Annotated in this window: 19 protein-coding genes; 9 read left to right on the forward strand and 10 right to left on the reverse strand. The window is 42.8% G+C overall.

The features are described 5' to 3' along the window. The first annotated feature begins 19 nt into the window (after positions 1-19). Together DXB58_RS10345 and DXB58_RS10350 are read left to right on the forward strand one after the other, a co-directional pair. Complete coding sequence (locus DXB58_RS10345) at positions 20-4,918, forward strand: tetratricopeptide repeat protein (RefSeq protein ID WP_122136703.1); 4,899 nt, start codon at positions 20-22, stop codon at positions 4,916-4,918. A gap of 38 nt (positions 4,919-4,956) precedes the next feature. Continuing rightward, a complete protein-coding gene (locus DXB58_RS10350; protein ID WP_118299598.1) occupies positions 4,957-5,700 on the forward strand; it encodes a hypothetical protein in 744 nt (247 codons plus the stop codon). 115 nt (positions 5,701-5,815) lie between these two features. Here DXB58_RS10350 and DXB58_RS10355 read toward each other — a convergent pair whose 3' ends face one another. The 3 genes from DXB58_RS10355 to DXB58_RS10365 all read right to left on the reverse strand — a co-directional run bounded on the left by DXB58_RS10355 (position 5,816) and on the right by DXB58_RS10365 (position 9,528). Next, complete coding sequence (locus DXB58_RS10355) at positions 5,816-6,667, reverse strand: methylated-DNA--[protein]-cysteine S-methyltransferase (RefSeq protein WP_122136704.1); 852 nt, start codon at positions 6,665-6,667, stop codon at positions 5,816-5,818. Continuing rightward, entirely contained in the window at positions 6,664-7,209 is a 546-nt protein-coding gene (locus tag DXB58_RS10360) for a methylated-DNA--[protein]-cysteine S-methyltransferase (protein ID WP_122136705.1), read from the reverse strand. The genes DXB58_RS10355 and DXB58_RS10360 overlap by 4 nt, the downstream gene beginning before the upstream one ends. A gap of 225 nt (positions 7,210-7,434) precedes the next feature. After that, positions 7,435-9,528, reverse strand: a complete 2,094-nt coding sequence (locus tag DXB58_RS10365; protein WP_122136706.1) for a BT4734/BF3469 family protein — start codon at positions 9,526-9,528, stop codon at positions 7,435-7,437. Between the two features lie 347 nt (positions 9,529-9,875). On the opposite strand from DXB58_RS10365, the gene DXB58_RS10370 reads away from it, so the two are divergent. After that, entirely contained in the window at positions 9,876-10,505 is a 630-nt protein-coding gene (locus tag DXB58_RS10370) for an HU family DNA-binding protein (RefSeq protein WP_008998998.1), read from the forward strand. A gap of 390 nt (positions 10,506-10,895) precedes the next feature. Here DXB58_RS10370 and DXB58_RS10375 read toward each other — a convergent pair whose 3' ends face one another. Together DXB58_RS10375 and DXB58_RS10380 are read right to left on the reverse strand one after the other, a co-directional pair. Beyond that, positions 10,896-13,037, reverse strand: a complete 2,142-nt coding sequence (locus DXB58_RS10375; protein ID WP_122136707.1) for a GAF domain-containing hybrid sensor histidine kinase/response regulator — start codon at positions 13,035-13,037, stop codon at positions 10,896-10,898. Between the two features lie 184 nt (positions 13,038-13,221). Then, positions 13,222-14,085 carry an AraC family transcriptional regulator gene (locus DXB58_RS10380; protein ID WP_233527271.1) on the reverse strand — a complete coding sequence of 288 codons (864 nt, stop codon included), beginning with the start codon at positions 14,083-14,085 and terminating at the stop codon, positions 13,222-13,224. Positions 14,086-14,244: 159 nt separating this feature from the next. Between DXB58_RS10380 and DXB58_RS10385 the strand changes: the two genes are divergently transcribed. The 3 genes from DXB58_RS10385 to DXB58_RS10395 are packed head-to-tail and all read left to right on the forward strand — an operon-like array spanning position 14,245 to position 16,350. Next, on the forward strand, positions 14,245-14,934 hold the full coding sequence (locus DXB58_RS10385; protein ID WP_122136708.1) for a porin family protein: 690 nt from the start codon (positions 14,245-14,247) through the stop codon (positions 14,932-14,934). Positions 14,935-14,970: 36 nt separating this feature from the next. Further along, positions 14,971-16,107 (forward strand): BamA/TamA family outer membrane protein, encoded by a 1,137-nt coding sequence (locus DXB58_RS10390; protein WP_122136709.1) that lies wholly within the window; start codon positions 14,971-14,973, stop codon positions 16,105-16,107. A gap of 24 nt (positions 16,108-16,131) precedes the next feature. Then, positions 16,132-16,350 (forward strand): hypothetical protein, encoded by a 219-nt coding sequence (locus DXB58_RS10395; protein WP_122136710.1) that lies wholly within the window; start codon positions 16,132-16,134, stop codon positions 16,348-16,350. Between the two features lie 44 nt (positions 16,351-16,394). Here DXB58_RS10395 and DXB58_RS10400 read toward each other — a convergent pair whose 3' ends face one another. Next, on the reverse strand, positions 16,395-16,715 hold the full coding sequence (locus DXB58_RS10400; RefSeq protein WP_008999008.1) for a multidrug efflux SMR transporter: 321 nt from the start codon (positions 16,713-16,715) through the stop codon (positions 16,395-16,397). A 150-nt stretch (positions 16,716-16,865) separates the two neighbouring features. On the opposite strand from DXB58_RS10400, the gene DXB58_RS10405 reads away from it, so the two are divergent. Then, the gene (locus tag DXB58_RS10405; RefSeq protein WP_117936205.1) at positions 16,866-17,438 is read left to right on the forward strand and encodes a Crp/Fnr family transcriptional regulator; all 573 of its coding nucleotides are present in this window, start codon (positions 16,866-16,868) and stop codon (positions 17,436-17,438) included. Between the two features lie 59 nt (positions 17,439-17,497). Next, positions 17,498-18,241 carry a carbon-nitrogen hydrolase family protein gene (locus DXB58_RS10410; RefSeq protein ID WP_122136711.1) on the forward strand — a complete coding sequence of 248 codons (744 nt, stop codon included), beginning with the start codon at positions 17,498-17,500 and terminating at the stop codon, positions 18,239-18,241. Here DXB58_RS10410 and DXB58_RS10415 read toward each other — a convergent pair. The 3 genes from DXB58_RS10415 to DXB58_RS10425 are packed head-to-tail and all read right to left on the reverse strand — an operon-like array spanning position 18,238 to position 21,267. Continuing rightward, positions 18,238-19,818 (reverse strand): hypothetical protein, encoded by a 1,581-nt coding sequence (locus DXB58_RS10415; protein WP_122136712.1) that lies wholly within the window; start codon positions 19,816-19,818, stop codon positions 18,238-18,240. The two genes, DXB58_RS10410 and DXB58_RS10415, sit on opposite strands and share 4 nt — an antisense overlap. 3 nt (positions 19,819-19,821) lie before the next feature. Next, positions 19,822-20,871, reverse strand: a complete 1,050-nt coding sequence (locus tag DXB58_RS10420) for an HlyD family secretion protein (RefSeq protein WP_122136760.1) — start codon at positions 20,869-20,871, stop codon at positions 19,822-19,824. A gap of 39 nt (positions 20,872-20,910) precedes the next feature. Next, positions 20,911-21,267, reverse strand: coding sequence for a TolC family protein (locus DXB58_RS10425; RefSeq protein ID WP_309574118.1), 357 nt, complete (start codon positions 21,265-21,267; stop codon positions 20,911-20,913). A gap of 94 nt (positions 21,268-21,361) precedes the next feature. On the opposite strand from DXB58_RS10425, the gene DXB58_RS10430 reads away from it, so the two are divergent. Then, positions 21,362-22,297, forward strand: coding sequence for an AraC family transcriptional regulator (locus DXB58_RS10430; RefSeq protein ID WP_122136714.1), 936 nt, complete (start codon positions 21,362-21,364; stop codon positions 22,295-22,297). Positions 22,298-22,353: 56 nt separating this feature from the next. Here the strand turns inward: DXB58_RS10430 and DXB58_RS10435 are convergent, their stop codons facing one another. Beyond that, positions 22,354-25,191: a hypothetical protein gene (locus DXB58_RS10435; RefSeq protein WP_122136715.1), complete on the reverse strand. Its 2,838-nt coding sequence runs from the start codon at positions 25,189-25,191 to the stop codon at positions 22,354-22,356. Between the last annotated feature and the right edge of the window lie 2 nt (positions 25,192-25,193).

The following is a 25,193-nucleotide window of genomic DNA, read 5'->3' on the forward strand; positions in this document are numbered from 1 at the left end:
TTAGATTAATATATATACTATGAGAAACAAATTTCAGAAATCAAGAAGCATAAGGATATTTATTTCATCCACCTTTCAAGATATGCAGAGTGAAAGAGATATGCTGGTTACCAAAGTTTTTCCAAGACTGCGACAGATTGCCTACGAACGCAATGTCACACTGACTGAAGTCGATCTGCGATGGGGAATCACCGAAGAAGAAGCAAAATCAAGCAAAGTGGTGGAAATATGTTTGGACGAGATACGGAACTCACACCCGTTTTTCATCGGATTATTAGGAGAAAGATACGGTTGGTGTCCATCGAAAGAAACACTCATTGAACACCAGGCCATGCCTGACAGATATGAATGGCTTGCCGCTGACCTCGATCGTGGGATGAGTATTACGGAAATTGAAATTCAATATGGCGTACTTCGGTCGCTCGAACCGGTCTATGCTTCGTTCTATATACGGGAAGCGGATGAAAAGACGATGGAAACCGATCCAAGACAGGCGCAGTTAAAAGAAACAGTAAGAAATAACAAAAGATATAACACCTACGATTACTGTTCCCCCGAACAATTGGGTGAACAGGTGGAATCGGAATTCAGAGCATTGCTCGACCACCTTTTCCCCAAAGATAAAGTCGAGGATCCCGCCGTACACGAAAGACAGAAACTACAAGCCTTTCTGGATGACAAATCGGATAATTATATACCCAATAAAGCTTATATCTCCTATCTGGACAAGTTTCTAAACGATACAACCAACCAGCATCTGGTGATTACCGGAGAAAGCGGTATGGGTAAGAGTGTCCTTTTGGCTTATTGGCTTAAAAATATCATCGAAGATGATCGGTGGAATGTGGTAGCACACTTTAGCGCCAACTCATCGCAGAGTTTGGACACGACGGATATTGCGAAGCATATAACCACCCAGATAGACTCTCTATACGGGCTTGAGCAGATGGAGGAAAACGACCGACAAATCGAACACAATGCTACCGATACAGATAATATAGATTACCAGAAACTAGCCTTGAGGGCCCAACTAATTGCCGGACAAAAACCTTTACTAATCGTTTTGGACGGCGCCAATCAACTTTCGGACCGGAATCATAGAACAAAACTATTAAACTGGTTGCCTGACTTCCCGGACAATGTAAAAATAATCTTTTCAACTATCGAGGAAGATAAAACCATGCAGGTATTCAAAAAACGGAAATACCCTGTAATAACAGTCTACCCCTTACTGCTCGACCAACGCAAGGAACTGATTGTAGACTTTTTCGATCGTTATCGCAAGCGGCTGTCCGAACAACAACTGACCATGATACTCAAAGGCAGTGACATAACAGACAACACCATGGTACTGATGTCATTACTTGAGGAAATCAGATGTTTCGGAAATTTCGACAGCCTGACCAGCTTCATCAGCCAAATGACTAACCTGCCAGACATCAACTCGTTTTTTGACAGACTATTACAGCGCAAAGAGCAAATATACAACACCCCACTTTACCCCTCGCTAACATCAGACTTGCTGTCACTGATAGCATTATCCAAAGATGGATTATCTGAAACAGAACTGATTACAATTAGCAACATCCCGTCGCTCTACTGGTCTCAATTCTATTGTGCAAACACGGCCCACCTAATGATTAGGGACGGACGAGTGGTTTTTGCACACGACATGATACGACAGGCTATTGAACAGAAATACCTTAACAGCGAAAGAAAAGTACAATTAAGACAGAACATTATAGACTATTTCAATCGCGAAGAAAACAATAACTTCCGCAAGATGGAGGAACTCCCTTATCAACTTTATCACGCCGAAAAATGGGACGAGCTCCACGAATGCATTTCAACACTCGGCTATATGAGCCGACAGTTTAGCACCAACAACATTCATGAATTCATACTTTACTGGCGTACACTAAAACAAGCCGATGCTTCAAAATATAAAATTTCACAAGCCTATATTGAACAGATTATGGGAAGTATGGCTGAAAAGGCTGAAATGGTAGTTATGCTACAATGGGCTTATTGGCAGATGTTCCGCAAAGACGTTATCCGGCTGACCAACATCTGTATTTCTTATCTGAATGATTTGGATGCAGCCTACGAACTGGTAGAATTCCTAATCCGTATGTGCGACCAGATGGCCGACGGCGATACCAGTGAAGAACGCTGCTCGTTCCACAATCTGGCTGGTATGATCTGTATTCGCAAAAAAGAATACATCCAGGCGTTAAAGGAATATAGGGAAGGATTATCACTTGCAGTCCATGCTTACGGAGAAGACGACCTGAAAATAACATCTTACCTGTGTAACATCGCTGATGTATACCACAGTATCGGCGAATCACAAGATCCGGTTGATAAGAACGCATTGGAGAAAGCGAAGCTGATCCTTGAAAAAGTCCTTAAGATGCGCAAATCCATCCTGCCGAACATGCATGATGATATTGCCGTAGCATACGATAATCTCGCCGGTATATACAGGTTGCTTGGTGAAGAAGAACTTGCTAAGGAATATCGTCTGAAAAGTCAGGACATATATGTCAGTCTCAAAGGTGAGAATGACATTGATGTAGCCATCGCCTATCATAATTATGCACTCGAATGCCGCATGGAACAAGATTTTGACCAAGCCAGAGAGTATGCCGAAAAAGCCCTTACGATATATCAGCACATATTAGGAGATGAAAATACGCATACCCAAGAAGAATATCACTCGCTTGCAGAAATTGAGATGTATAGTGGAAACTATCCCAAAGCGACCGAATATATGAGACATGCGATAGATATTTACCAAAAGATTGGAGACCGTGACATGACGCTGGCCGAGCTACTGAACAGCCAGGCCTCCATATATCTTCGGGCCAACCAACCTGATCTGTCTCTCAACACAACATTGGAGTGCATCAGTCTACTCGAAACATTAAAACAAACAGACTCAAAACTGGCTGCTACCATGTATGACAATCTGGGTAAAGTCTATCTCGTCCTAAATGATGAAAAGCTTTCAGAACATTATTATCTGAAAGGAGCCGAAACCTGGCATAATATGGATAACCTGGAAAAAGAGGCTGCCTCATACTCCTATCTGGCCGCAGCATACAACACTTTCAATCGTTTCGAAGACGCCGCAGTTGCACTCGAAAAATCACTTGCTTTGCTGGAAGAATGCGATAAAAGTCAGGATGAAGCAGCTGCCTATGCGAACAATAATTACGGTGCAATATGTTTCAGACTAGGACACATAGACAAGGCAATCGAACACATTGAAAAAGCCTGGGAGATACGCTCCGCCCTGTTCGGTCCCGACGATCAGATGGCCAGGCAGTACAAGGACACAGTTGACCAACTGAAACAGGCAAATGAAAATACAGAAGATTCGGCCAATGACAAACCCAATGAAAAGCAAACAGCCAATGCAAATGCCGAAATCGAAGAATTTGCAACCTACATCGGTATAGATGATCCGGCATTAACCGATACCTTCCGACAAGGGAGAGACGCCTTTCAGACGGGTTATTTTGAAAGAGCTGTCGACATGTTCAATCGTGCCCTTCATCATTGCAACCAAAAGGGGGTTGAAAAAATGTCAGTAGCCCGAAGCCTGATTTATCGCTATCTGGCTTATTCAATGGAAATGAAAAAGGAAGAAGACCAAGCAGAAGAATACTATCGTATGGCAGCCGACATCGCTATCCAAAACGATAATGACGCTGTGGCCGAACGGGTATTCAAAGACATGGCCGAATTCAATTGGAATCGAGGTAATTTCGAGCAGGCAGAAATGAGCTACTGGCATGAAATACGATGCTTGCTAAGTTTGTATGGCTTCTACAACAAGAAAACGATAGCATGTCTGAACAACATAGCGCAGGCCATAACCAAACAAGATACTGTATACTGGCAAGTCATCCTCCGATGCTTCGAATTTGTTTATGTCCTCTCCAGCGATAACGAAGAATACAAACAGTCACACCAAAGTGCAAGCAATGGAATCGGTACGTCGATTGAACATCTAAAACAAGAAGACGAATCGTTTGATGACCAAAACTACCGAATCGATCTCGAAAGTGCAGTAATTGTTCTGATGGATTACACAATCGGCTTAGGCATGTACAATACAGCACACCAACTGTACATCTCTTTTCTTGAAGAAATAGCTGCAAACAGTGGAATAACCGTAGATGGCTATTACCTGATTAGTTTACGAAGAATAACAATGGATGCCGTTTTGGATAATCCGCACAGGGTAATCACGGCGGGACTCAACTTGTTACAGAAAGCTGGATCACAGCCTCCTTCCGACGAAATAAAAAGCCAAATAGAGATAACGATAGCAAATGCCTACTGCGACACCATGCAATATCATAAAGCCCTACCGCTCTATGAAACCAACCTGACTTACGAACCCAATCTCATCGTACCACTAGCCAAGTGTTACAATGCATTAAGCCACCCGCAAGAGGCTCTTCAGATGCTGGAAAATGCCATAGAGCAAGATCCGTCAATTTCCACATTGCCCGAAATCGACAAAGTTCTCGGTAAGATACTTCTTGACACAGGGCATATCAAGGAAGCCCTGGACGCCTTCAATCGTTACGAGGCTGACAAAACCGATACAGGAATCTCGCCTATGACTATCCACAAAGCTCTCGCACTCTATTTGTCCGGTAGCGAAATGGATGCCACACAGCTGGTACATTCTGCCATGAAACTACTGAAAGATGAGAGCAACGACCTTTTGTACAGGATATCCATCGGCATTGAATTGATTGATTATATGTTTCAAACAGGCAACATCGAACAGGCAGAAAAATTGATCGACCAACTTCACGGACTGTTGGAGGAATTGCCCGACAGTATGCAAGAGCCCTATAATGCCCGCATTGTAGCAATAAGACAAGCCCAAAACTAAGAAAGAATAATAAACAGGTATAAAAATAATAATGTAATATGAATATTCAGGAAATTTTAAATATGCTTGACGAAGACATAGCACGTGCCGAAGAGCAACAACCAGATAACAAGGAGGAGAATATCGATTTTCTGTTGTCCGAATTGGAAGCATCCCGTGAATTGGACGAGGACCGACTTGCGGAAAAATACCTGGCCATGCACACTATGTATCAATTCCTTACCCGACCAGGTAATCTTATCAAAATACTTGACTGTAAAGACCAGCTTACGCTAGGTGAATGCCTGCCTATGCTCACTTATCTTCCGTGGGTAAAAGACACCGAATTTGAACGGCTCTGTCTGGAAGCATCATTTTGTTCCCTGTATAACCATTTTCAATATGGGAATGAACTGGAAAAAGGTTTTGCAGCCATTGCAACCATAAAATTACTGCTTCATCACTCAGAGCAGCTTTTACCTTGTTTCGAAGAATTCCAACAAATAGCCTACGAAAACGAGCACTTGCATAAACAGATGGACGAAGTGGATTTCCAATATGAATCCCAAATACTACTTTATCAGGTGCAGGCTTCGATGGTACCTTTCGTCCGGCGAGTTTACGAAATGTATCCGATGCTGGAAGAAGAAAGAATAAATGAATTCTGCAATAGAATCGAAGCAACGCTTGCTGATTTAGAATTGTCGCAGGAGAGAATGATGTTTAAAACCCGACTGATTTATAATTTCATGATTGAAGCGGATATCAGGTGCTATGAAGGAATAAATGAAGAAGAGGAATGATAGTCATTCGACTACAAATAAATCCTGGCCTTGCGGTTTCATCCTTGAGCCGGGATTTATAAATGAAAGAAGAACCCGATATCCCGTTTCCGGCTTTTCTTACCGCCAGTACTTATTATTTATTCAAATATCCATTTTTCGCAGCCTCCCAACCAATAATTGCAGTCTTTCGAATCTCTCCCCAGTGGTAATTACCCAACTCACCGGAAGAACGAATGACACGATGACATGGAATAAGGAAAGCTACGGGATTCTCACCGACAGCCGTTCCTACAGCCCGGCAAGCCTTCGGGTTATTAATACCTGCGGCTATATCTCCATAAGTAGTCAATCCGCCAGCAGGGATTTTCAGTAAAGTTTCCCAGACCTTTAGTTGAAAGTCAGTACCTTTCAAATGCAGCTTTATATCTTTGAGCTTCCTCCAATCCTGCGTGAAGATGGATAAAGCATTTTGCTGCATCTCATCCACAGCCGGAGTAAACGTTGCATTAGGAAACTTCTTCAACAAGGAATGAAATGCCGCATCGTGATCGTCTGCAAACTCCAGACAACAAATACCTTTATTGGTAGACGCAATAAATAGTTCACCAAAAGGACTTTTGGAAAAACTGTAATTGATAGAAAGATTTTCACCACCGTTTTTATACTCGCCCGGTGTCATACCTTCTATATTTACAAACAAATCATACAATCTGCCCGTACCGGAAAGTCCCGTTTCCTGTGCCGTATCAAACAAAGACGCATGAGTCTCATCCAAGATTTTCTTGGCATATTCAATACTGGTATATTGCAAGAACTTCTTAGGACTAACCCCTGCCCACTCCGTAAACATACGTTGGAAATGTGCCGTACTCAACGCCACCTCCCGGGCAATCTCATCCAGTCCCGGTTGCCTTTTGAAATTCTCCCTTATATACCCGATTGCCTGTGCAATACGTGCATAATCAAGCGTTTCTTGCTCATTCATAACAGAGGTTTGCCGTTTATTTCCAAATCCAGTAACCGTTTTTTAGCAGGAAGACCACCGCCATACCCCACAAGCGTGTGGTTACTGCCGATAACACGATGACACGGAGCAAAAATAGAAATAGCGTTCGCACCATTAGCAGCGGCAACCGCACGGACAGCCTTCGGCATATCCAGCTGTTTCGCCAATTCTCCATACGATACAGTCGAACCGTACGGAATATCCAGCAACTTATACCATACACTTTTCTGGAAATCCGTACCTACAAAAAGCAAAGGCACTTCAAACACAGTCCGTTCACCATTGAAATATTCGTCCAACTGCTTAATCGCTTCCTGTATAACCTCGGATGTACTTTCTTCATAACAGGCTTTCAGCACTTTCCGTAACCTCCTGTCCACAATATCCCTATGACTTTCAACTGCCCAGTCACAAAGACAAAGCCGATCTTCAAACGAGCCAAGCATCAAATCACCACAAGGAGAATGATAACGCTGTATCCGAATGACATTTCCAACTATTTCTTTCCTTTTATCTTCCATCTTAACTTATTTTCGGGGATTGATAGCACCGCTTTTGTTTTCCACACCTGCAAAAATACATTTATTGTACTTACAACTGAAAAAGCAATCAATAATATTTTGACTTTCAAATCCATTTTAGTTTCCAGTGCCACAAAATTACCACACATATCTCTGATAAACAACCCGAAAATTGCGATTCTTATAAAATCCTTTATTCATCGGAGTTACAAGTGTGAGGGTAAACTACTCCACCTTTACCAAATGATAAAGCGTCCCCTTACGAGATTTACGACAAGGAATATTCAGTTTCTGAAGTGCGCGCCCAAACTGTCCCACCTTACTAATAGCCAACTTATCCCGTGTTTTCGTCTGTAAATAGCTCAAAATCTGCATAGCAGTCAGCCATTCGCCTTCCATTTCCTCCTCTATCGGATTAAGATAACAATGAAACAACTGCTCCAACGGACTAGCCTGTTCGAACTCACGGTTGGTCTGTTTCAATATATTTTCATCTTCATCATTCAGCCAATAACGTTCCCCTTTATAAATCGCCTCCATCGCTTGAGCATACAGCTGTTTGTAATTGATGGTAACGTTCGTTTGAATAGGAGCCGTCACCTCGATACAAATGAAACGGCGGCTACCACTGGGATCGGTAAGCAAATCTTTCTGATTGCTGGTTCCGATAAAAGAAGCATAACGCCTCATTTCCCGAATCGTATTACCATAAGGTTTACGCAAATTCGCAACAGGCTTCTGCAACAAATGCTTCAGGAATCCCTGCTGACTGACATTAATCTGATCGAACTCATCAATATTAATCAGGAAAAAGCGTCCCAGATAACGTTCCGCCTCCTGCTTACTCTTAAAATCAATACTGTCCGTATAGCCGAAACGAAGTTCCGGCGGCAGGATAATGCGACAAAATGTAGACTTGCGATACCCTTGCGAACCGACCAGCAAAGGCGAAGTACTATTACCATGCTGCCGGTCAACTCCCCTCCAATGCGCCACCATACTAAGGAACCAACGGTAAAACAATTCCTGCCAATGCGGATTATCACAAGGAACCAAACCGGCCAATGCACGAATACGATCCTTTCCATCCCAACGCCCTGCCTCATAAAGATATTCTTCGACAGGATTGTACAAAGGAACACATTCCGAATTCAGAAAACGATCCACATCACGGTCCCACGCACTAATTCCCTCTTTCAATGCATTGATTGCAATGCTGTTGCGCACCCGTTTATCCACCGGCTTAAAGCAAAAATGAACGGAGTCACGCTGACGATATTCCAAATCATCCAGCACCGTATTGTAACGGAATTCATAACGGCGTTTCATAAACTCTTCCAACAGAAAAGCCGTCTCCTGCTCTTTGCTGATGCTGCTTTTCTTGCCGAATCCCTTACATTCCTGATAAAGATTATGGAGTATCGAACGAATCACCTGTTCTTCCTCCTCGCGATAATAATGAATCATCGTCTGCCGTATCGCCTCCTCTTCGGGGATACCCGCTTTGAAACAATGCTCGGCAAGGCGGACCAGCAAAGACTGCAAGTCGTCCCCACGTTTCCAGTTCTCCATTTCCTGAAGTGCCCTGTTCAATGCCGCTTCATAAATCTTCGTGAACGTTTGTGCCGACTCATATCCCGGTTGCAATCGCAATAACGGATTTTTCTCCTCCTGCTTCCGCTGGCGGAAAGTCTCTTCTCCCGGCATCGTAAGCGGCTGTTCCAAACAAAACGGCACTGCATCCGGATTATAATAAGGAGCCTCATCCAACGTCATACGACATTTCTGTGTCAACACAGGTTCCTTCAAATCGATATCGAAAGGCAACATAGGCTGATAACATTTCACAGCCAGCCGATAAGCATGAACATGAAACAGTTCCGCCTCCGCCTCTTCAGATGGCAACCCTCCATCGTCCGGCAAGGCAAAACGAACCCATATCTTCACACTACGACCGCTGGAACCACAAAAAGCAGCAAAAGTCTGTGGCAGAAGTGCCGCTTGCCGTTTCACAAATTCCGCTTCCGACCCACCGGCCAACCGGTTCACTTCCAACTGTACCAAACCGTTATACTGCTTCATCTTCCGTTCACCCTCTTTGGTCCGGGTATATTCCACAGCAGAATAAATGTATGGCAACTTATCTATATGTTCGTACCGGGCATACGTACCTTCCAGTAACGGTATAATTTCCCGCAAAGCCGTGATATGCCCCGCTTTGGTTTCAGTTTTCATTTTGTCGAATAATGTGCCTGCCTCACAAATGCTAAGAGTCTCTTTTCCGCTCCCGTTGTCTTGTCTGATTAAAGTAATTTTCATCCTATTTTTGTCTATTTTTTCTACAATTACATCTACATATTTAATTCCTGTAAAGGTACGCTTTTATCTTCCGGAAAGCAAGCATTCTATCTGATAAATACCCGTATTTCATTTGCATTTTCCTCATTATTTATGTATCTTTGCTTAGTAGTTGTCAAGGGCTCACCCATGTGAACAAACAGGCTATCATTTGTAAACAAAAACGTCCACAGACGTAAACAGCTTTGTTCACATGGGTGAGCCCTTGCAAAGCATTAGAGCTTAACAAAAGAAACATGAAGCGCTAACGTATTACTACTTAAGAGAATACATAATAAGAACAGTTCATTTAAAACAAATATAAAGCTATGGCAATATTATTCGATTGGTATGAAGACCCGAAGCCTTCAGACAAACAGCAGGGAGAAAATGAAAATACCCTGCATCCGCGCATCAAATACAACGGTTCCACAGGGACCGACGTACTGCGCCGGCGTATTCAGGAACGTTGCTCACTGACGGAAACAGATGTCTCTGCCGTGCTCGACGCTCTTTCGCACATCATGGGACAGGAATTGGCGGAGGGACGCCAAGTACATCTGGACGGCATCGGCTATTTCCATCCTTGCCTGACCACCACGGAACCTGTGACGATAGGTACCAAACGGAAAGCAACTAAAGTGAAACTGAAAGCTATCCAGTTTCGTGCCGACCAAACATTGAAAAACGAATTTGGCGTGCTTAAAGTGAAAAGCCTCAAAGGGGGACTGGATTTCACCCAACTAACGAACGAGGAAATTGACCTGCAACTGACAAAGTACTTCCGGACTCACCCATTTATGCGGAGATATGACTTCCAATATCTTTGTGGAATGGCAAGAAGCACAGCCATGCGACATATCCGGCGTCTGCGCGATGAAGGTAAATTGAAAAATATGGGTGGAGCGATGCAACCAATTTACGTACCAGAAAGCGGTTATTACGGTAATAATGAATAGATTAGTGTAAAAACGGAATAAGATTAGTCAACCCAAATCAGGACGAATCAGGGTGAGAGTAAAAAGTTACCCTCACCTACTCTCACCCTTACCCTCACACCTGTAACACCGATGAATAAAGGGATTAAGGCAAAGGGTGAGGGTGTGAGGGTAAAAACGTCACCAACATTTATTTGAAAAGAATGACGTGAGCTGAAAGAGAGTGTCATAATGAATAATAAGTTATTTGTCATCTTCTTCATTATTCATATATTTTTCACTAAAAACTCAATATATAAAATACAAGTTCTTTTAGTTTGCAGATACGGCATTTGTATTATAGATTAACAAGCAAACATATCCTGAACTATTCTCTCCGATTCATCTCAACAGCATATCAGAACTGGCTATTTACTTCACTGTCCACTTACTGACCACCCTGCGCAGTTCGGGTGGCGAAACCGGTTTCGTCAGGAAATCATTGCATCCCCCATCGAAAGCCAGTGATTTGTCGTCGGCATAAGCAAATGCCGTAAGCGCAACAATGGGAACCTGCGTTCCGGTTTTCCTCAACAGGGTGGTCGTATCTATTCCGCTTATACCCGGCATTTTCATATCCATAAGGATGAGATCGGGAGTTTCGGCATTAAAAAGCTCTATGGCCTCACTGCCGTTGTGCGCCCTCACCAGACGATAGTCTTTCTTGAGCAGTGCCTCAATCAGTAAGTAATTACTATCTATATCTTCGGCTACCAGAATCAGAGGTTTATAATTTCTCGAAACAGTCTTCTTTTGGAGAGTCGCAAGCATATCGTTCTCTGTTACAAGGGTTGAGGCGGATTGGGTGGCAGACGTAAATGGATGTGTAAACCAGAAACATGAGCCCTTTCCCACACAGGATTCTACTCCGATCTTTCCACCCATCCGTTCCACCAGACTCTGGCATATCGACAATCCGAGACCGGCTCCCTGCACAAAAGAGTCCAGTTTCACAAAACGATTGAAAATATCATGACACTGTTCAGCAAGGATACCCTTACCCGTATCTGTCACACAGAAACGCACCTGGCCGTCATCATTCAACGTATAGGAAAGGGTGATCGATCCTTTGGTGGTGAATTTCAAAGCGTTGGTCATGAAATTAGAGAGTACCTGCATAATCCGGTTCTTGTCGGCGTCAATCACAATCTGCGGTGAACTTTCGTCAAAACGCAGTTCTACTGCTCCATCATGTTTCTTATGCGAGAAAGTAGCAATCACTTCCCGGCAAAGTTGAGGTACATCCACCCATCCGGTAGTAAGTTCTATCGTGCCGGCCTCAATCTTGGAAATATCCAGAATGTCGGAAATTAGATTGAGCAGCAGCTCGTTGTTCTCCTGCACCAGCGACATATATGCTTGACGCAGTTCTATCTCATCTGTTTCGGCAAGCAGACTCGAAAAACCTACGATAGCGTTGAGAGGAGTACGTATTTCGTGACTCATATTGGCAAGGAATGCCGATTTGAGCCTGTCGGATTCTTCGGCATTCTCTTTCGCCTCAATCAATTCCAGTTCCACTTGCTTGCGGGTAGTGATGTCCGTAGCCAATTCCATGATAGCCCACCGTCCGTCGAGCCAATTAATCGCCATACTCTGGATGGTGTACCAGCGTTCGGTTACAGGATTATAATCTTCCCAGAAATGAACACCTGTGAGTTTACGGTTGGCATCAAGCAATTGCGGTTTCGGGCAATGTGTACATGCTCCACCCAATCCCGCATTCAGCATTTTCCAGCACGTCGCCCTCTCTGGCACGCTTCCGGCTTCTTCCCTGAAAGGTTTGTTTGCAAAAAGCACCTCCAGAGAGTCATAATCGCTAACAAAAATATTAGCATTGATGTTATCCAGTACCTTTTGCATGGTTCGCTGCGATTGTTGCAGGGATATTTCAACCTGCCAGCGTTTGGTTGCGGTAGACACAATCTGCGAAATTTGGCTCATCAGTTCCACATCCTTTTTATCCCATTGTTTCTTCCAGCAAAAATTAAACGAAAGAAAACCGAAATGCACGCCCAACTGCGACAGAGGAAAGACAGCGATGGCTTTCACCCCCTGCACTTCGAGCATTTGAGTTATAAAAGGATCGAGTGAATAGATATCGGACGTGCAGATGATATGATTTTCTTCGAGCATATCGAACCAGGGTTTTCCCGCTTCAATGGTCATACTCCGCAGGTAATCTATGGCAGGCTCAATACCCTCGTTACACCATTCATTGGTACAGCCATACGTAACTCCGTCGAGGTGATTTTCCCATGTGGCCAAACGGTCAACGCCGGTATAACGGCCGATTTCGGCAAGTGCCATATTCATGGCTGTAGGTATGTCCGGTTCCAGTTGCAGAATTTGCAGTACCTTGATAAACAACGCTTGCCGCCGATTGGTTGCTTCCAGATTTTCCTGAATGGCAATCAGGTCCTTAGATTTCTCTTCGACCATTTGCTCGAGCCGAGTACGGTACTGCTCCAGTTCCATACCGACTCCTTGAGGTTCGGAATCAGTAGTTTTCATTTTAAATCAATAAATAGTGAATAGAATAATAGTTTAGTTGTCGGCGAGATACGCCCATATATTCTGCAAATATATAAATTTATTCTATAAACCGGAATATTTCCTATTAAAACTCACTTTCCTCCAAAGGGTTAGTATTCGCAGACTTATGATAGTATTCAGGAAGGAACAACCGATAATCATCTTATTTTTGTTCCCGATATGCCTTTGGAGAAAGCCCTGCAAGTCTTTTAAAAAACTTTCCGAAGAAAGATTGAGACGGAAAATTCAGCTCATCACTGATTTGCTGAATAGTCATATTGGTAGATTTCAACAAGGCTTTGGCTTCGAGCATCACATATTCGTCAATCCATTCTCCGGCTGTCTTTCCACTACTATTCTTGATGGTCTGTGAAAGATATTTAGCACTCAGACAAAGTTTGTCGGCATAAAACTCCAGTTTTCTTTCCTGTTTATGGTGTGTCTGTAGCTGTTTCAGGAAATTCCGCATCAGTATTTCATTCCGGGTTTCCCTGGAATCATCGGTTTGTTTATGGAAGTAATATCCCAGTCCATAGAAAAAAGCAATGGTGAGGTGTCGTACAATCTCCATGCGATTAGGATTATTCGTCGCCTGAATCACACTCTGCACCATCTTGCAATAGGTCAACAAAGCATCCAGCTGTCTAGGAACCAACGATATAACAGGATTATTATGAACGGACAGGAAAGTTGAGAATCGCTCCGGCAGGTGCAGACTGTCATCAAACTTTTCAGACATCAGTATATAGATTGCCTCAAAATCTCCCGAACAATACTCATGCTCTAATATCTGCCCCGGCAAAACGATAGAAATGGCTGGAGATTTGATTTCAAAGGGGATCATGTCAATCCGTCCTCTTGATTCTCCCTGCAAACAAATGCTGCAAATAGTCATATCCATTTTAAAAGGACCGATATGCGGATGGATAGACGCATTCTTATAAATATAATAATCATCATCCAAGAAACTCACATTCTCCATTTCTTTTAGTTTGGAACGCCAGTTCAATGCTAATATGTTCTTCATATCTGTGTTTTTGACAACAAAAATAAGCGTTTATGGCCTATATTCAAAACAGAAAGGAGTTTTCGTCCAATATTCCATCTTAAAGACCTTTTCCCACAGCGACACCTCCCCTACTTTTGCGCAAGTTTTATCAATCAAAAAACATTCAATTAAAAAGACATGAAAAAATTTACTTTTACTGTTCTCTTATTCATCGGTTTAGGCTTATTATCTGCCAGAGCACAACAAACAGAAGTGACCAGACACGCAACAGATACTCATCAGGACAACCCGGACAAAAAACTGACCGTATCCGGTGGAGTCAAACTGGAAGCTAATTATTCCAACTTTCTCCATTCGGGCATCACGGGTGGCAAGAGCAGCCTGCAACCGGGCATCACAAGCGGAGGTTTCATCAATTTAGGTATTATGAAAAACTTCTCCATTCAGGGAGAACTTCTGTTTCACTACAAAGAGTCCGATTTTGAATGGAGCAACACCGAACATGGACAATTTCAGTACTGGGGTATGGAAGTTCCCATCTATGTTATGTATCATTGGCAGATGGAGAAAGGACAGCGTATTCATTTGGGCGTAGGTCCATACACGGAATTCGGCTTGAGTGCGAAATTCAAAAAAGGAGGTACGAGGAATGACCTTTACGAACGGGCTTCACAGGAAGACCTGCCTGCAATAAAAGACTCCAATACCGGATTTGGCGTAATGGCCGGTTATGAGTTTGCATTCGGGCTTCAAGTCAATATCAGCTACAAGGTGAGTGTATCCAACTTACTGGATGCCAACAGCGGTACAGCCCGGTTTCATCCGCAAGCTTTCAGTTTAGGAGTTGCCTATCGTTTCGGCAGATAAGTTATTATTTAAATTCAATCACACCTCATTATAATTATGCAAACAAGATTTTTAATCACAACCGTTTTTATCCTGACCACGACTACCTGTTCGTATGCCCAACCAACCGAAGAAAAGAATTCTCATCTGAAAGAATGGTGGAACAGTCTTATTCATGGCAATATTGACCGCACACACGAAAAGAAACTGGATATGAGTTTCATCGTAGCCCCCTGTTACACACGCGAAGGCAGTTTCGGTGTGGGAGGTGCAGCTACGGCACTTTACCGTCTGGACCGTAACGACTCTATCATGCAGCCATCGGACATATCTCTATCGGGAAGCGTTACCGTGAAAGGTTTCTATGGCATCACCGTAAAAGGAAACAATCATTTTAAGAACAACAAGACCCGCTTGTCATACCGCCTCCAGTTCCTGAACAAGAATCTCGACTTCTGGGGTATCTCTTACGAGGGATGTGCCATGAATCCGATTTCGGCCTCTACCCGCAGGGAAGTGAACTGGGAGTCGGATTATGTGTATAAATTCACCCATGCCTTTCACGTTGGTGCGGCTCTCAACATTAAATATGCAGATATGTCGAAAATGAGCAATCCGGCTTATCTGGATGGACAAAAAGATTCTTATTTCTTTGCCGGTGTGGGAGCTTCCATTCAGTATGACACGAGAGATTTCATACTAAATCCCAAACGTGGTGTCTACCTGATGCTAAGGGAGGTGGTTTACCCGAAAGTAGCCAGCAATTACAACCGTACTTTATTCAGTACGACTGCCATTTTCGATGCATATCAGCGAATATGGCCGGGAGGAGTGCTTGCCATGGACTTGTACGGACAGTTTAATAATAAAGAAATTCCCTGGACGTTGCGCGAAGAACTCGGAAGCGGGTCTGACCGTATGCGTGGCTATTACGGAGGACGGTATATCGACTGCAACCAAATTACTGCACAATTGGAATTAAGGCAGCACATTTACAGTCGTCTGGGCTGTGTAGCATGGGTAGGCGGAGGAACGGTGTTTCCGTCGTTCAATAAATTGCAGTTCAATCACGTCCTGCCAAACTATGGTTTGGGCTTGAGAGTAGAATTCAAGCATCATGTCAATATACGCATCGATTACGGTTTCGGAAAAGACACTGCCGGATTCGTATTCCAGTTTGCGGAAGCTTTTTGAAATCCAACACATTAGATTCTATATATGGAAACAGAAATTTTAATCTTCCGCACTTCAGCCGTTAACGGGCAGGATATAAAGCGCATCAAGAAACTTTTTAAAGGATACTCCCAAATCAACGCATGGAACGTTGATTTGGAAGATTGGGAGAAGATCCTGCGAATAGAATGTCAGGACATGAAAGCCTCCGACGTCATAGATGGTCTCAAAAGCATTAAGATATATGCAGCAGAACTACTATGAATAGGAAGACAGAGGAGTGTCGCCCTGAATTCGGATGATGAGATTCAGATCAGTTTCAATCCTATGATTGAAAGTATCAGAGTTGTCATAAAGAACAGGCGTCCTAAAGTGGCCGGTTCATGGAAGAACAGAATGCCGACCAATACGGTACCTACTGCTCCTATTCCGGTCCAGATAGGATATGCAGTACCGATGGGCAATGTTTGGGTAGCTTTTGCCAGAAGGTACATGCTCAACGTTACAGATATCACAAATCCTGTTCCCCACAAATAAAAGTCAGTGCCCGTTGCTCCTTTTATCTTACCCAGACAAAAGGTGAAGCCGACTTCAAAGAGTCCGGCAATAATCAATATTATCCAATTCATATCTTTCTATTTTAAAATCAGACTGCAAAATTAGGCAGACGGCCGGAGCTTTCACTTTACATTTGATAAGAAATGACTGCATAAGAGTATGAACAATTCCTCTTTCCTAATCTAACTTTTTGTATTTTTGCAGAAAATGACTCATGTTATATGGATATACACGAGATTATAAATAAGATATACCCGATACCGGAGGCTTCGATGGATAAATTGACAAAGCATCTGTCTAAAGTGACATATCCCAAAGGGTATCATATACTGGAGGCCGGTAAAACTGAAACAAATATCTTTTTTATCGAGAAAGGGATTGTCAGAGCTTATATTCCTGTGGATGGGAAAGAAGTTACATTCTGGATCGGGAAAGAGGGTTCTGCCATTGTCTCGCTGAAAAGTTATGTGGATAACCAGCAGGGATATGAGTCGATGGAGTTGATGGAGGAGTCGGAGTTGTATTTACTGAAGCGTAAAGACTTACAGGAATTATTCAAGGAAGACATTCATATCGCCAACTGGGGACGTAAGTTTGCCGAATCCGAATTCATGCAAACGGAAGAAAGGCTTATTTCCCTATTATTCACCAATGCGTCTGAACGGTATATGAAGCTGATCCAAAACAATCCGGAGTTATTGCAGAGAATGCCGTTGGAATGTCTTGCTTCTTATCTGGGAATAACTCCGGTAAGTTTGAGCCGGATCAGGGCAAAGCTGAAACGGATGCTCTGAAAAAGCTGATTAAAAAAGATGCACTGTTTGCCTTTTAAAACAACTACATTTACGAAGATATGAAAATTGGTATTGCACAAATAAAGCCTCTGAAAGGGGATATTGAAAGAAATCTGGATAAACATCTGAAGTTCATAAACAATGCCCTAGAAAAGCAACCGGACTTATTGATGTTTCCGGAACTGTCTCTGACGGGTTATGAGCCTGAACTGGCCAGAAGTTTAGCCATACATTCCGATGACAGCCGCCTGACTCCTTTGCAAGAGATTAGCAACCAATATAATATCATTCTATGTGTCGGAGCTCCCACCATAAATAATGATGATTTATTTATCAGCATGATTATCTTTCACCCCAACAGGGAAAGAGTCACTTATTCAAAGCAGTACTTATACCCCTCCGAAGAAGGTATATTTACAGCCGGACATACTCCCTGCATCATTCCCTACGATGAAGAGAATAGGATTGCACCCGCTATATGCTACGAGTTATCCAACAGCGAGCATGCAGGCTATGCACGCCAAATGAATGCAACAGCCTACATGGCAAGTGTTCTAAACCCCATCAATGGGGTGGATGCCGATATAGAAAAACTTTCAAGAATAGCCTCCACCAACGGGATGACGACTTTCATGTCGAATTATATCGGAGAATCAGGAGGATATGAATGTGCCGGAAAATCATCTGTCTGGAATTCGAAAGGAGAATTAATGGCACAGTTGGACGATAGAACGGAGGGTATCTTATTCTACGATTCCAAGACAGAAGCTATTGATATGATAAAGGTAGAAGAGCAGCATTAATTAGTATTCTTCATCCCTCTCCGAATCATATAGCGGATGCTCGACATATTGGGGAAAGAAAAACTGAACTTACGCAATTTTACTTTCTTCTCGAACAACAGAACAATCAACAGAATAAGGGAGGCTATGATTAAATAGCCATACATTTCTCTGATGGACAACATGGAGACTTGCCTCGTGATTCGTTCTTGCAGTCCTATCAGTGAATATTCAGAAGTCTGTATTTTCAATGCATCTACTTCCGATGAGAGAAGCATTGTATTCTTACGTGTGAAATAGAGCATCAGATTGTCGATAACGGACATTCCCAATGGCGTTCCCAGCGACATACGCATGAATCCGATAATGCATAAAGACTGAAAATTATGCATGAACGGAACTACGTAGGAAATATAAAGAGTCAGGATAATATATAGCCATAATAGCCCGAATCCACGAATCAATGACGGAAAATAAAAACGTTCGATATTACATTCGGGATTGATGTAGAAATACATCAGTAGCAGGTAGAGAATGAACAGACCATATCCGCCGATAATAAACGGGCGAAGCCCTTTCCGGTTCCTGAAATAGTAATAACAGATAACGGCACTCAAGCACATTCCCGCCAGCGAATAGTAATTGAGATATGCTATATTCTGTTGGTCAAAATGAAGAATGCCTGCCATATAAGGATTCTGCAACAATCCCGGTGCAGCTTGCAGGATATAGATAACGCCAAACAGTAACAGGATTTTCCACAAATTCGGATAACGCCATGCCGCCGGACTGATATAAGGACGTTTAACGGTCTTTATATTGAGATATTGAAGTCCTCCGGCTATCACCAGCACGACCAAAGCTATCCGTATTTGAGAAGATGCCAGCCATTCATAATATTTCCCATAAGTAATGATAAACAGGATCAATGACAGAATAATACTCCATAATACGAACCCATTCCAATCAATACCATATAGCGGTATCCGCTTATCCTCCCGGTAATGACGGATGAGGAAAGCTACCACCAAGAAAGTAAAAAACAGCAATAGGATGATAAGATAATGCAGATAGTGCAAGGAATAAGCGTGAATGATATCAGCAACAATCGGTGAAAAGAGTTGCGAACTTCCCTGTACAGTTAGAAAAACAACGGAATAGAACACCGCATAATTGCGGGTAGGCGTGAGAATCAGTTGGATGCAGACCATCGCTTCGAAAACAGCCAGCATCCTGAAAAAGCCGGCTATGAAGTTTATGATACAGAGTATCCAGACATTAGCCGTCTCCAATATCGCTACATGACAGCAGATGATGACCACCGTAGAGACAAGCAATATGGAACGGGTGGTAAACCTGAAGCGTAGCCGGAAAAGCATCGGAAAGCTGACATTCATCCCAATGAAAGCCATATATCCGATCATGATTGTATCCTCCTGCAACAGGGACAACCCATTGACCTGATAACTCATCGAAGCCATGTGAGCAGCACCCGACAACAGATAAATCAATGAGATGACAATCATTATCCAGAAACGGACAGGATCGGGAACGAAATTTCTAAAACAACGGATGCGATGTCCGGTCATTGCTTTCATGAATTAATAGCGTATCAGACATTCTACATTCATTCCGGCTCTCAACCGTTTCAGACATTCCTGCGAGGTTTGTGCATCAAACTCGATGCGCACAGGTATCCGTTGCTCCACTTTCACGAAATTTCCGGTAGCATTATCCTGCGGAATCAGCGAAAACGCCGCTCCTGTCGCATCGGACAGAGATTGCACTATCCCCATAAAACTTTCGCCGGGGTAGGCATCTGCTTTAATCTCCACTTTCTGCCCCTCGCGGATATGCGCAATCTGCGATTCCCGGAAATTTGCCGTAATCCATTTCTCCCGGCTATCGACAATATCAACCAATGTCTGCCCGTTCTGAACAAGTTGGCCTACCTGAATATTTTTCCTGCCGATCACTCCGTCACAAGGTGCGGTAACTACCGTATAAGAGAGATGTAACGATGCCGTCTCTCTTTTCAACTCCGCCAGTCGGATTTGCGCCTCTACCTGTTTGAGTTTCTGTTCCTGTTGTTTCTTCTTCAATATGACATTTTTCTGTCCTTTGAGTAATGTCTCATATTGGGTCTTTTTCACATCGTAATCGGTACGGGCATGGTCGAACAGTTCGCGTGTGACGGCCTCTTTTTCCAAGAGTCTCTGATATCTTGAATAGGTGGTAAAGGAATTCTCTTTTTCAATCTTCGCTTTCTCAATATTCGATTCGGCAACGTTGATGTCATTCACAGCCGACATGAGTGCCAACTCTATTTCTGTCTGTTCGGTCAGTGCTTGCTGGTATTGCACCTCGGCCTCGCTTAATTGCAGTCTGTATTGCTCATCCTCAATGATAATCAAGGTATCGCCTTTGCATACCGGTTGATACTCATTGAACGTGATTTCTCTGATATATCCCTGAATACGATTGTTCACAGGGACTACCAACTGTTTAACCTGTGCATTCTCCGTAAATTCCACATTTCCCCAATGAAGCATGCGGAATGCGGTATAATATCCTATTCCAACAAGCAGGATGACTGTGAAGACTCGTACCAAGCGGTTTATTTTCTTTTTTCTTAAATGTGCTTTTTCCATTATCGGTGAACGTTTATTCATGTATCAATCGTTTGTTTATCACAGTGTTCCGGCTATCTTTCTAAGCATATAGTAATAACGGTATGTTTCAATCTGCATATTCAGATATTCAATATCGGCAGATAATAACTCATTTCCGGCATCCATCATTTCTGTTACAATAGCCATTCCGTTGGAATAGCGTTCGTATACCACTTCATACAATTCGGAGGCCAGTATCTTGTAATCACGGCGAATAGCCAGTTCATCAAGTGCTTCTTCCAGTTTAGTACGGGCGGTATACAGTTCCGTATCCAGTTGATCCTGTATCAGTTCCGTCTGTTCCTTGTACATCCGCTTTCCTGTGCCCGCAGATTCATGACAGAAGATGAAATAAGAATGAAAAAACAGAGAAATCTTATCATAAACTTATCCTTTGTTATTTGGCGCACAAAGGTAGCGGCATTCCATCGTATCGTTAGAGTTCAATATTTGCCAAAAATGGTTTTAAATGAAGATTTACTATCTTTGTACTCTGAAATATACGGATATGAAAAAGAACTTATTAAATATACAGAAGTTATTGGGCGAAAAGGAACTGGAGGAGCTCCGTACTTATTCGCTCACTGTCTGGCATCCCAGCCCTACGAACGGATATACCGAATATGATAATATAGCAATCAATAATAACTCATATATCTACTTGCTGGTGGAACAGGGAGAGGCACAGGTGATGATTAACTATAAGCCTTATCATCTGGTGAAAAATAGTTTTATCGTTATATCTCCTATTCATGTTCTCCAGTTAGTCACCGTCGGAGAGAACTTCTGCATGACTGTCTTATTGGTCCGGAAGTCCATCCTGGAAGTGACTCCCTCCATGGAGAAAGTTTTCAAGCAATTGAACCGCAGTCTGAAACTGTATATCAATCCTGTCTTGCATCTGAATGATGATGAAAGCAAAGTTTTGCACCACAACATCGAGCATATCCAAAAACGAATCGGACAAAAAGAACATCATCTGCAAACTGAAACTATTCAGAATGCCTTTATCGCCTTTTTGCTCGATTGGATACACATCGGTGACTGCCACTTTGCATTAACTCCCTCTTCAGTTGACTTGAATCGTTCGGAGCAGATCCTTCAGTCTTTCGTGAAATTATTAAAGACACATTATAAGGAGGAACACGAAACTGCTTTCTATGCCAGTCGGCTATCGCTCACCTCCCACCACCTGAACTGGGTCATCAAACGATTGACCGGACATACCGTTTCCGAACTTATATACGATCTGCTTTATTGCGAAGCCTGTATCCTGCTCAATCAGAGTAACCATTCCATAGAAGAGATTACCGACGAATTGCATTTTTCAGATGCCTCGGCTTTTTGTAAATTCTTCAAGAGACGCACAAGCATCACTCCACTGCAATATCGGAAAGGACTTTAAAAGAGACCCGTATGATACTCATTCTTTCGAATGAATGCCATACGGTTAAGTCTCTCCTATTTATTTTCAAAGCCTGTGGCTGTTATGAACCTGCTGTTTGAGGTTTTCGCTCCTGCCCCCGACACAGACATCAATGTCATTGTACCGGTTTCACTATTCGAATCAGGTACAAAAGATACGATTTTATCTCCCGATGCCGTTATTTTCAACCAGAATTCATTTCCGGACGATGAACTTCCGGCCGGAGACACTTCTGCTATACCGGTATGTGTATTATTGAACAGTGTTATTCTACTGGTACATTTAAAATAAACCCAAAGCGGATTCTTTTCAGATGCAGCTCCGCCAGGAATATAAAAATGAAGTTGAGTATTCATCCCATCACGTCCGCTTAATGAAACCGGGGTCGCATAATATTCAGAATATAATACGGGACGATTCGAATAACCACTTATTCTGCTTCCAAAAATATGAGTCTGGAATATATTCACCTCTGCATAATAATCATTGAACGTGGAAGAAGACATTTTTACATTTTCAATCCCTCCCAAAATCATATCTTCTTTCAAAACAAAACTTGCCGTATGCGTTCCCACAGACGATATTGGCATTCGGTATTCGTTGGTCTTTCCGGTCGTCTCGATACCGCTTCCCAAAGCTGGCAAGAGATATTGAGTAGTAAAATAGACATAAGCTCCGGGGGCAGCGTAAATATCACCCGCCTCATTGAACGAAAAATTAAAATTGATCCGGCTACCACTTGTATTTCCCGTCACATCAACGAGAACATTTTTAAACTCACCCATAGCAGTCATTCTTCTAATAGTGTACGAGGTAAAACGATCACCGTCTATACGCACATACTCGCTACTCTCAATCTGTTTTACTTTAAATGAAATCTTTTGATTATCTGTCGTATTCGTTTCGTAAACATAGAGTCCGAGCTCTTCGTCCCACTCGCATTTCACCCCGGTTGTCGTTGAAACATATTCCAGATAATCAGTGTGTATGCGTATTCTATATGGTAACGTTTGATCCGATACCACAGGAATATCAAATGTCAGATCTACCGGCTGGTCTTTGAGCTTCAATACCGGATTCGGATTGAACTTGATATTATTCAAAGGCGGAATATTGACAGAACGAAGTTGCATCGGCACATTATTAAAATATTCCGAAGCAAGAATCATTTCTTCATTGGAAGAGGGGGTGGAGCTGACAAGGTATATGGTATGCGTATGAGGTCTGTCATTCGCATCATTACCCAAATACGGCGCCATATAAACATAACGGAAGGTACCGTTGGGTAATGGATCTACCGAAAGAGGATTAACTCCCATTTTGGTGGGATCGGGTGACAGTTTTTTAGAATATACATAGACCGGCAAAGGGAATATGTCTGGAGAAATATCGGGCGGAAAACAAAAGGTTATGGTAACAGGCTGCCCCACTTGATTGGCCACTACACAGTTTGTCGGACTATTACCGTCATTGGGGGTAGTCGATACTTTAAGAAAGTCCATCGGTTTCCTCAGGCGAACAGTAATCTTGCGGGATAACTCACCAGGAGGCAATGCTGATATAATAAACGTAGCCTGGTAAATGTTATTATTGGTCGGGATATCCGCTGTCCGGGCCGATATCACACCATTCACGTTAGTAAATACTCCTCCGTTCACAACTTTCATCGCTTCATCCTGCACTAGTGTAACTGTCACTTTGCTATTATCGACCACACCAGTCTTGATGTCATAGTAAGAGTACTTTATCTGAAAATCCTGATTTGAATTCACAAACAAATAGGCAGCTTTCTCTATTTGAAGCACATGAGTCCCATCGGATATAGTTGTATATTCAGCAACCAGGACAGCCGCATTGATATTATTCAACGCCGGATTATCAACCGCCTCCTGCAACGTTGAATATCCTTCCATTGCAACATCGTTTATCTGCATGATATAGTGATAGTTCCGTTCAATATCCAGTAGTTCCGTCGCCGTGCGACTGCCTACAAAGTCTATTTTATAATAGGACGGACGTGTGGCATTGGCCGGTTCCGAAGTATTTTGAAAATAGGCTTTTATAATCATATATGTTTGATTACGCGCTGTAGAGTTTTTCCGTTCATAGATATATTTAGCTTCGGACTGATTGCCTCCGGAACCGTTCTGTGCACTTACGAATTCACTTTCATCGTCAGAAACAGGAATAATAGTACCATCCAATGCCTCTGTTATGGCACCTTTTGTAAAACGCCGGGATGAAGCCGAGTAGGGTGCAACGGTTCCCCGGTCCACATAACCGCCTATTGCAAAGGAGACATCAGTCAGATAACTGCTAGTTACACGCTCATTGGTCAGATTCTTTACAGTAACCTTTGCTATATTTCTCAACAGACTCACGTCATCTGTCAGCGTTATAGTGGTATTCTTCGTTCCAACGATTCCACCAGGCAACTCAACCCGTTGCCAATAAGCTACCGTGCCATCTGTTACGGTAAGTTTGTTCATCACTTCGGCCTCGCCTTTCCCCACATTCGCCGCATCTGAAAATAGAGCCCAGTCATAATTAGCTACGAAGTGAAGAATGAGCAGTTCTCCCTCTTTGGTAGTAGGCATACTTCCGAATTTATAATTTGCAGTTGTTGCCGTACTTGAGACTATTTCCCCTTTATACTTGGAGAGATATAATCCGTTCTTATCAAACACCAATACATACAAAGAGGTTAGCTCATCGGTGATGTTTGCCCTTGTTTTAGCTACTGATGGTGCTGGAATATCCAAACTGACAACAAGTTGCGCATAACTATCATTGAAAGATGTATCGGTATCGAATTGCTGACATCCGGATAATATAAGCGCAGAAAATATAAATATGATAATGCTATTTTTCATTT

It is taken from the genome of Bacteroides sp. OM05-10AA, from assembly GCF_003439055.1.
Classification (GTDB): Bacteria; Bacteroidota; Bacteroidia; order Bacteroidales; family Bacteroidaceae; genus Bacteroides; species Bacteroides intestinigallinarum.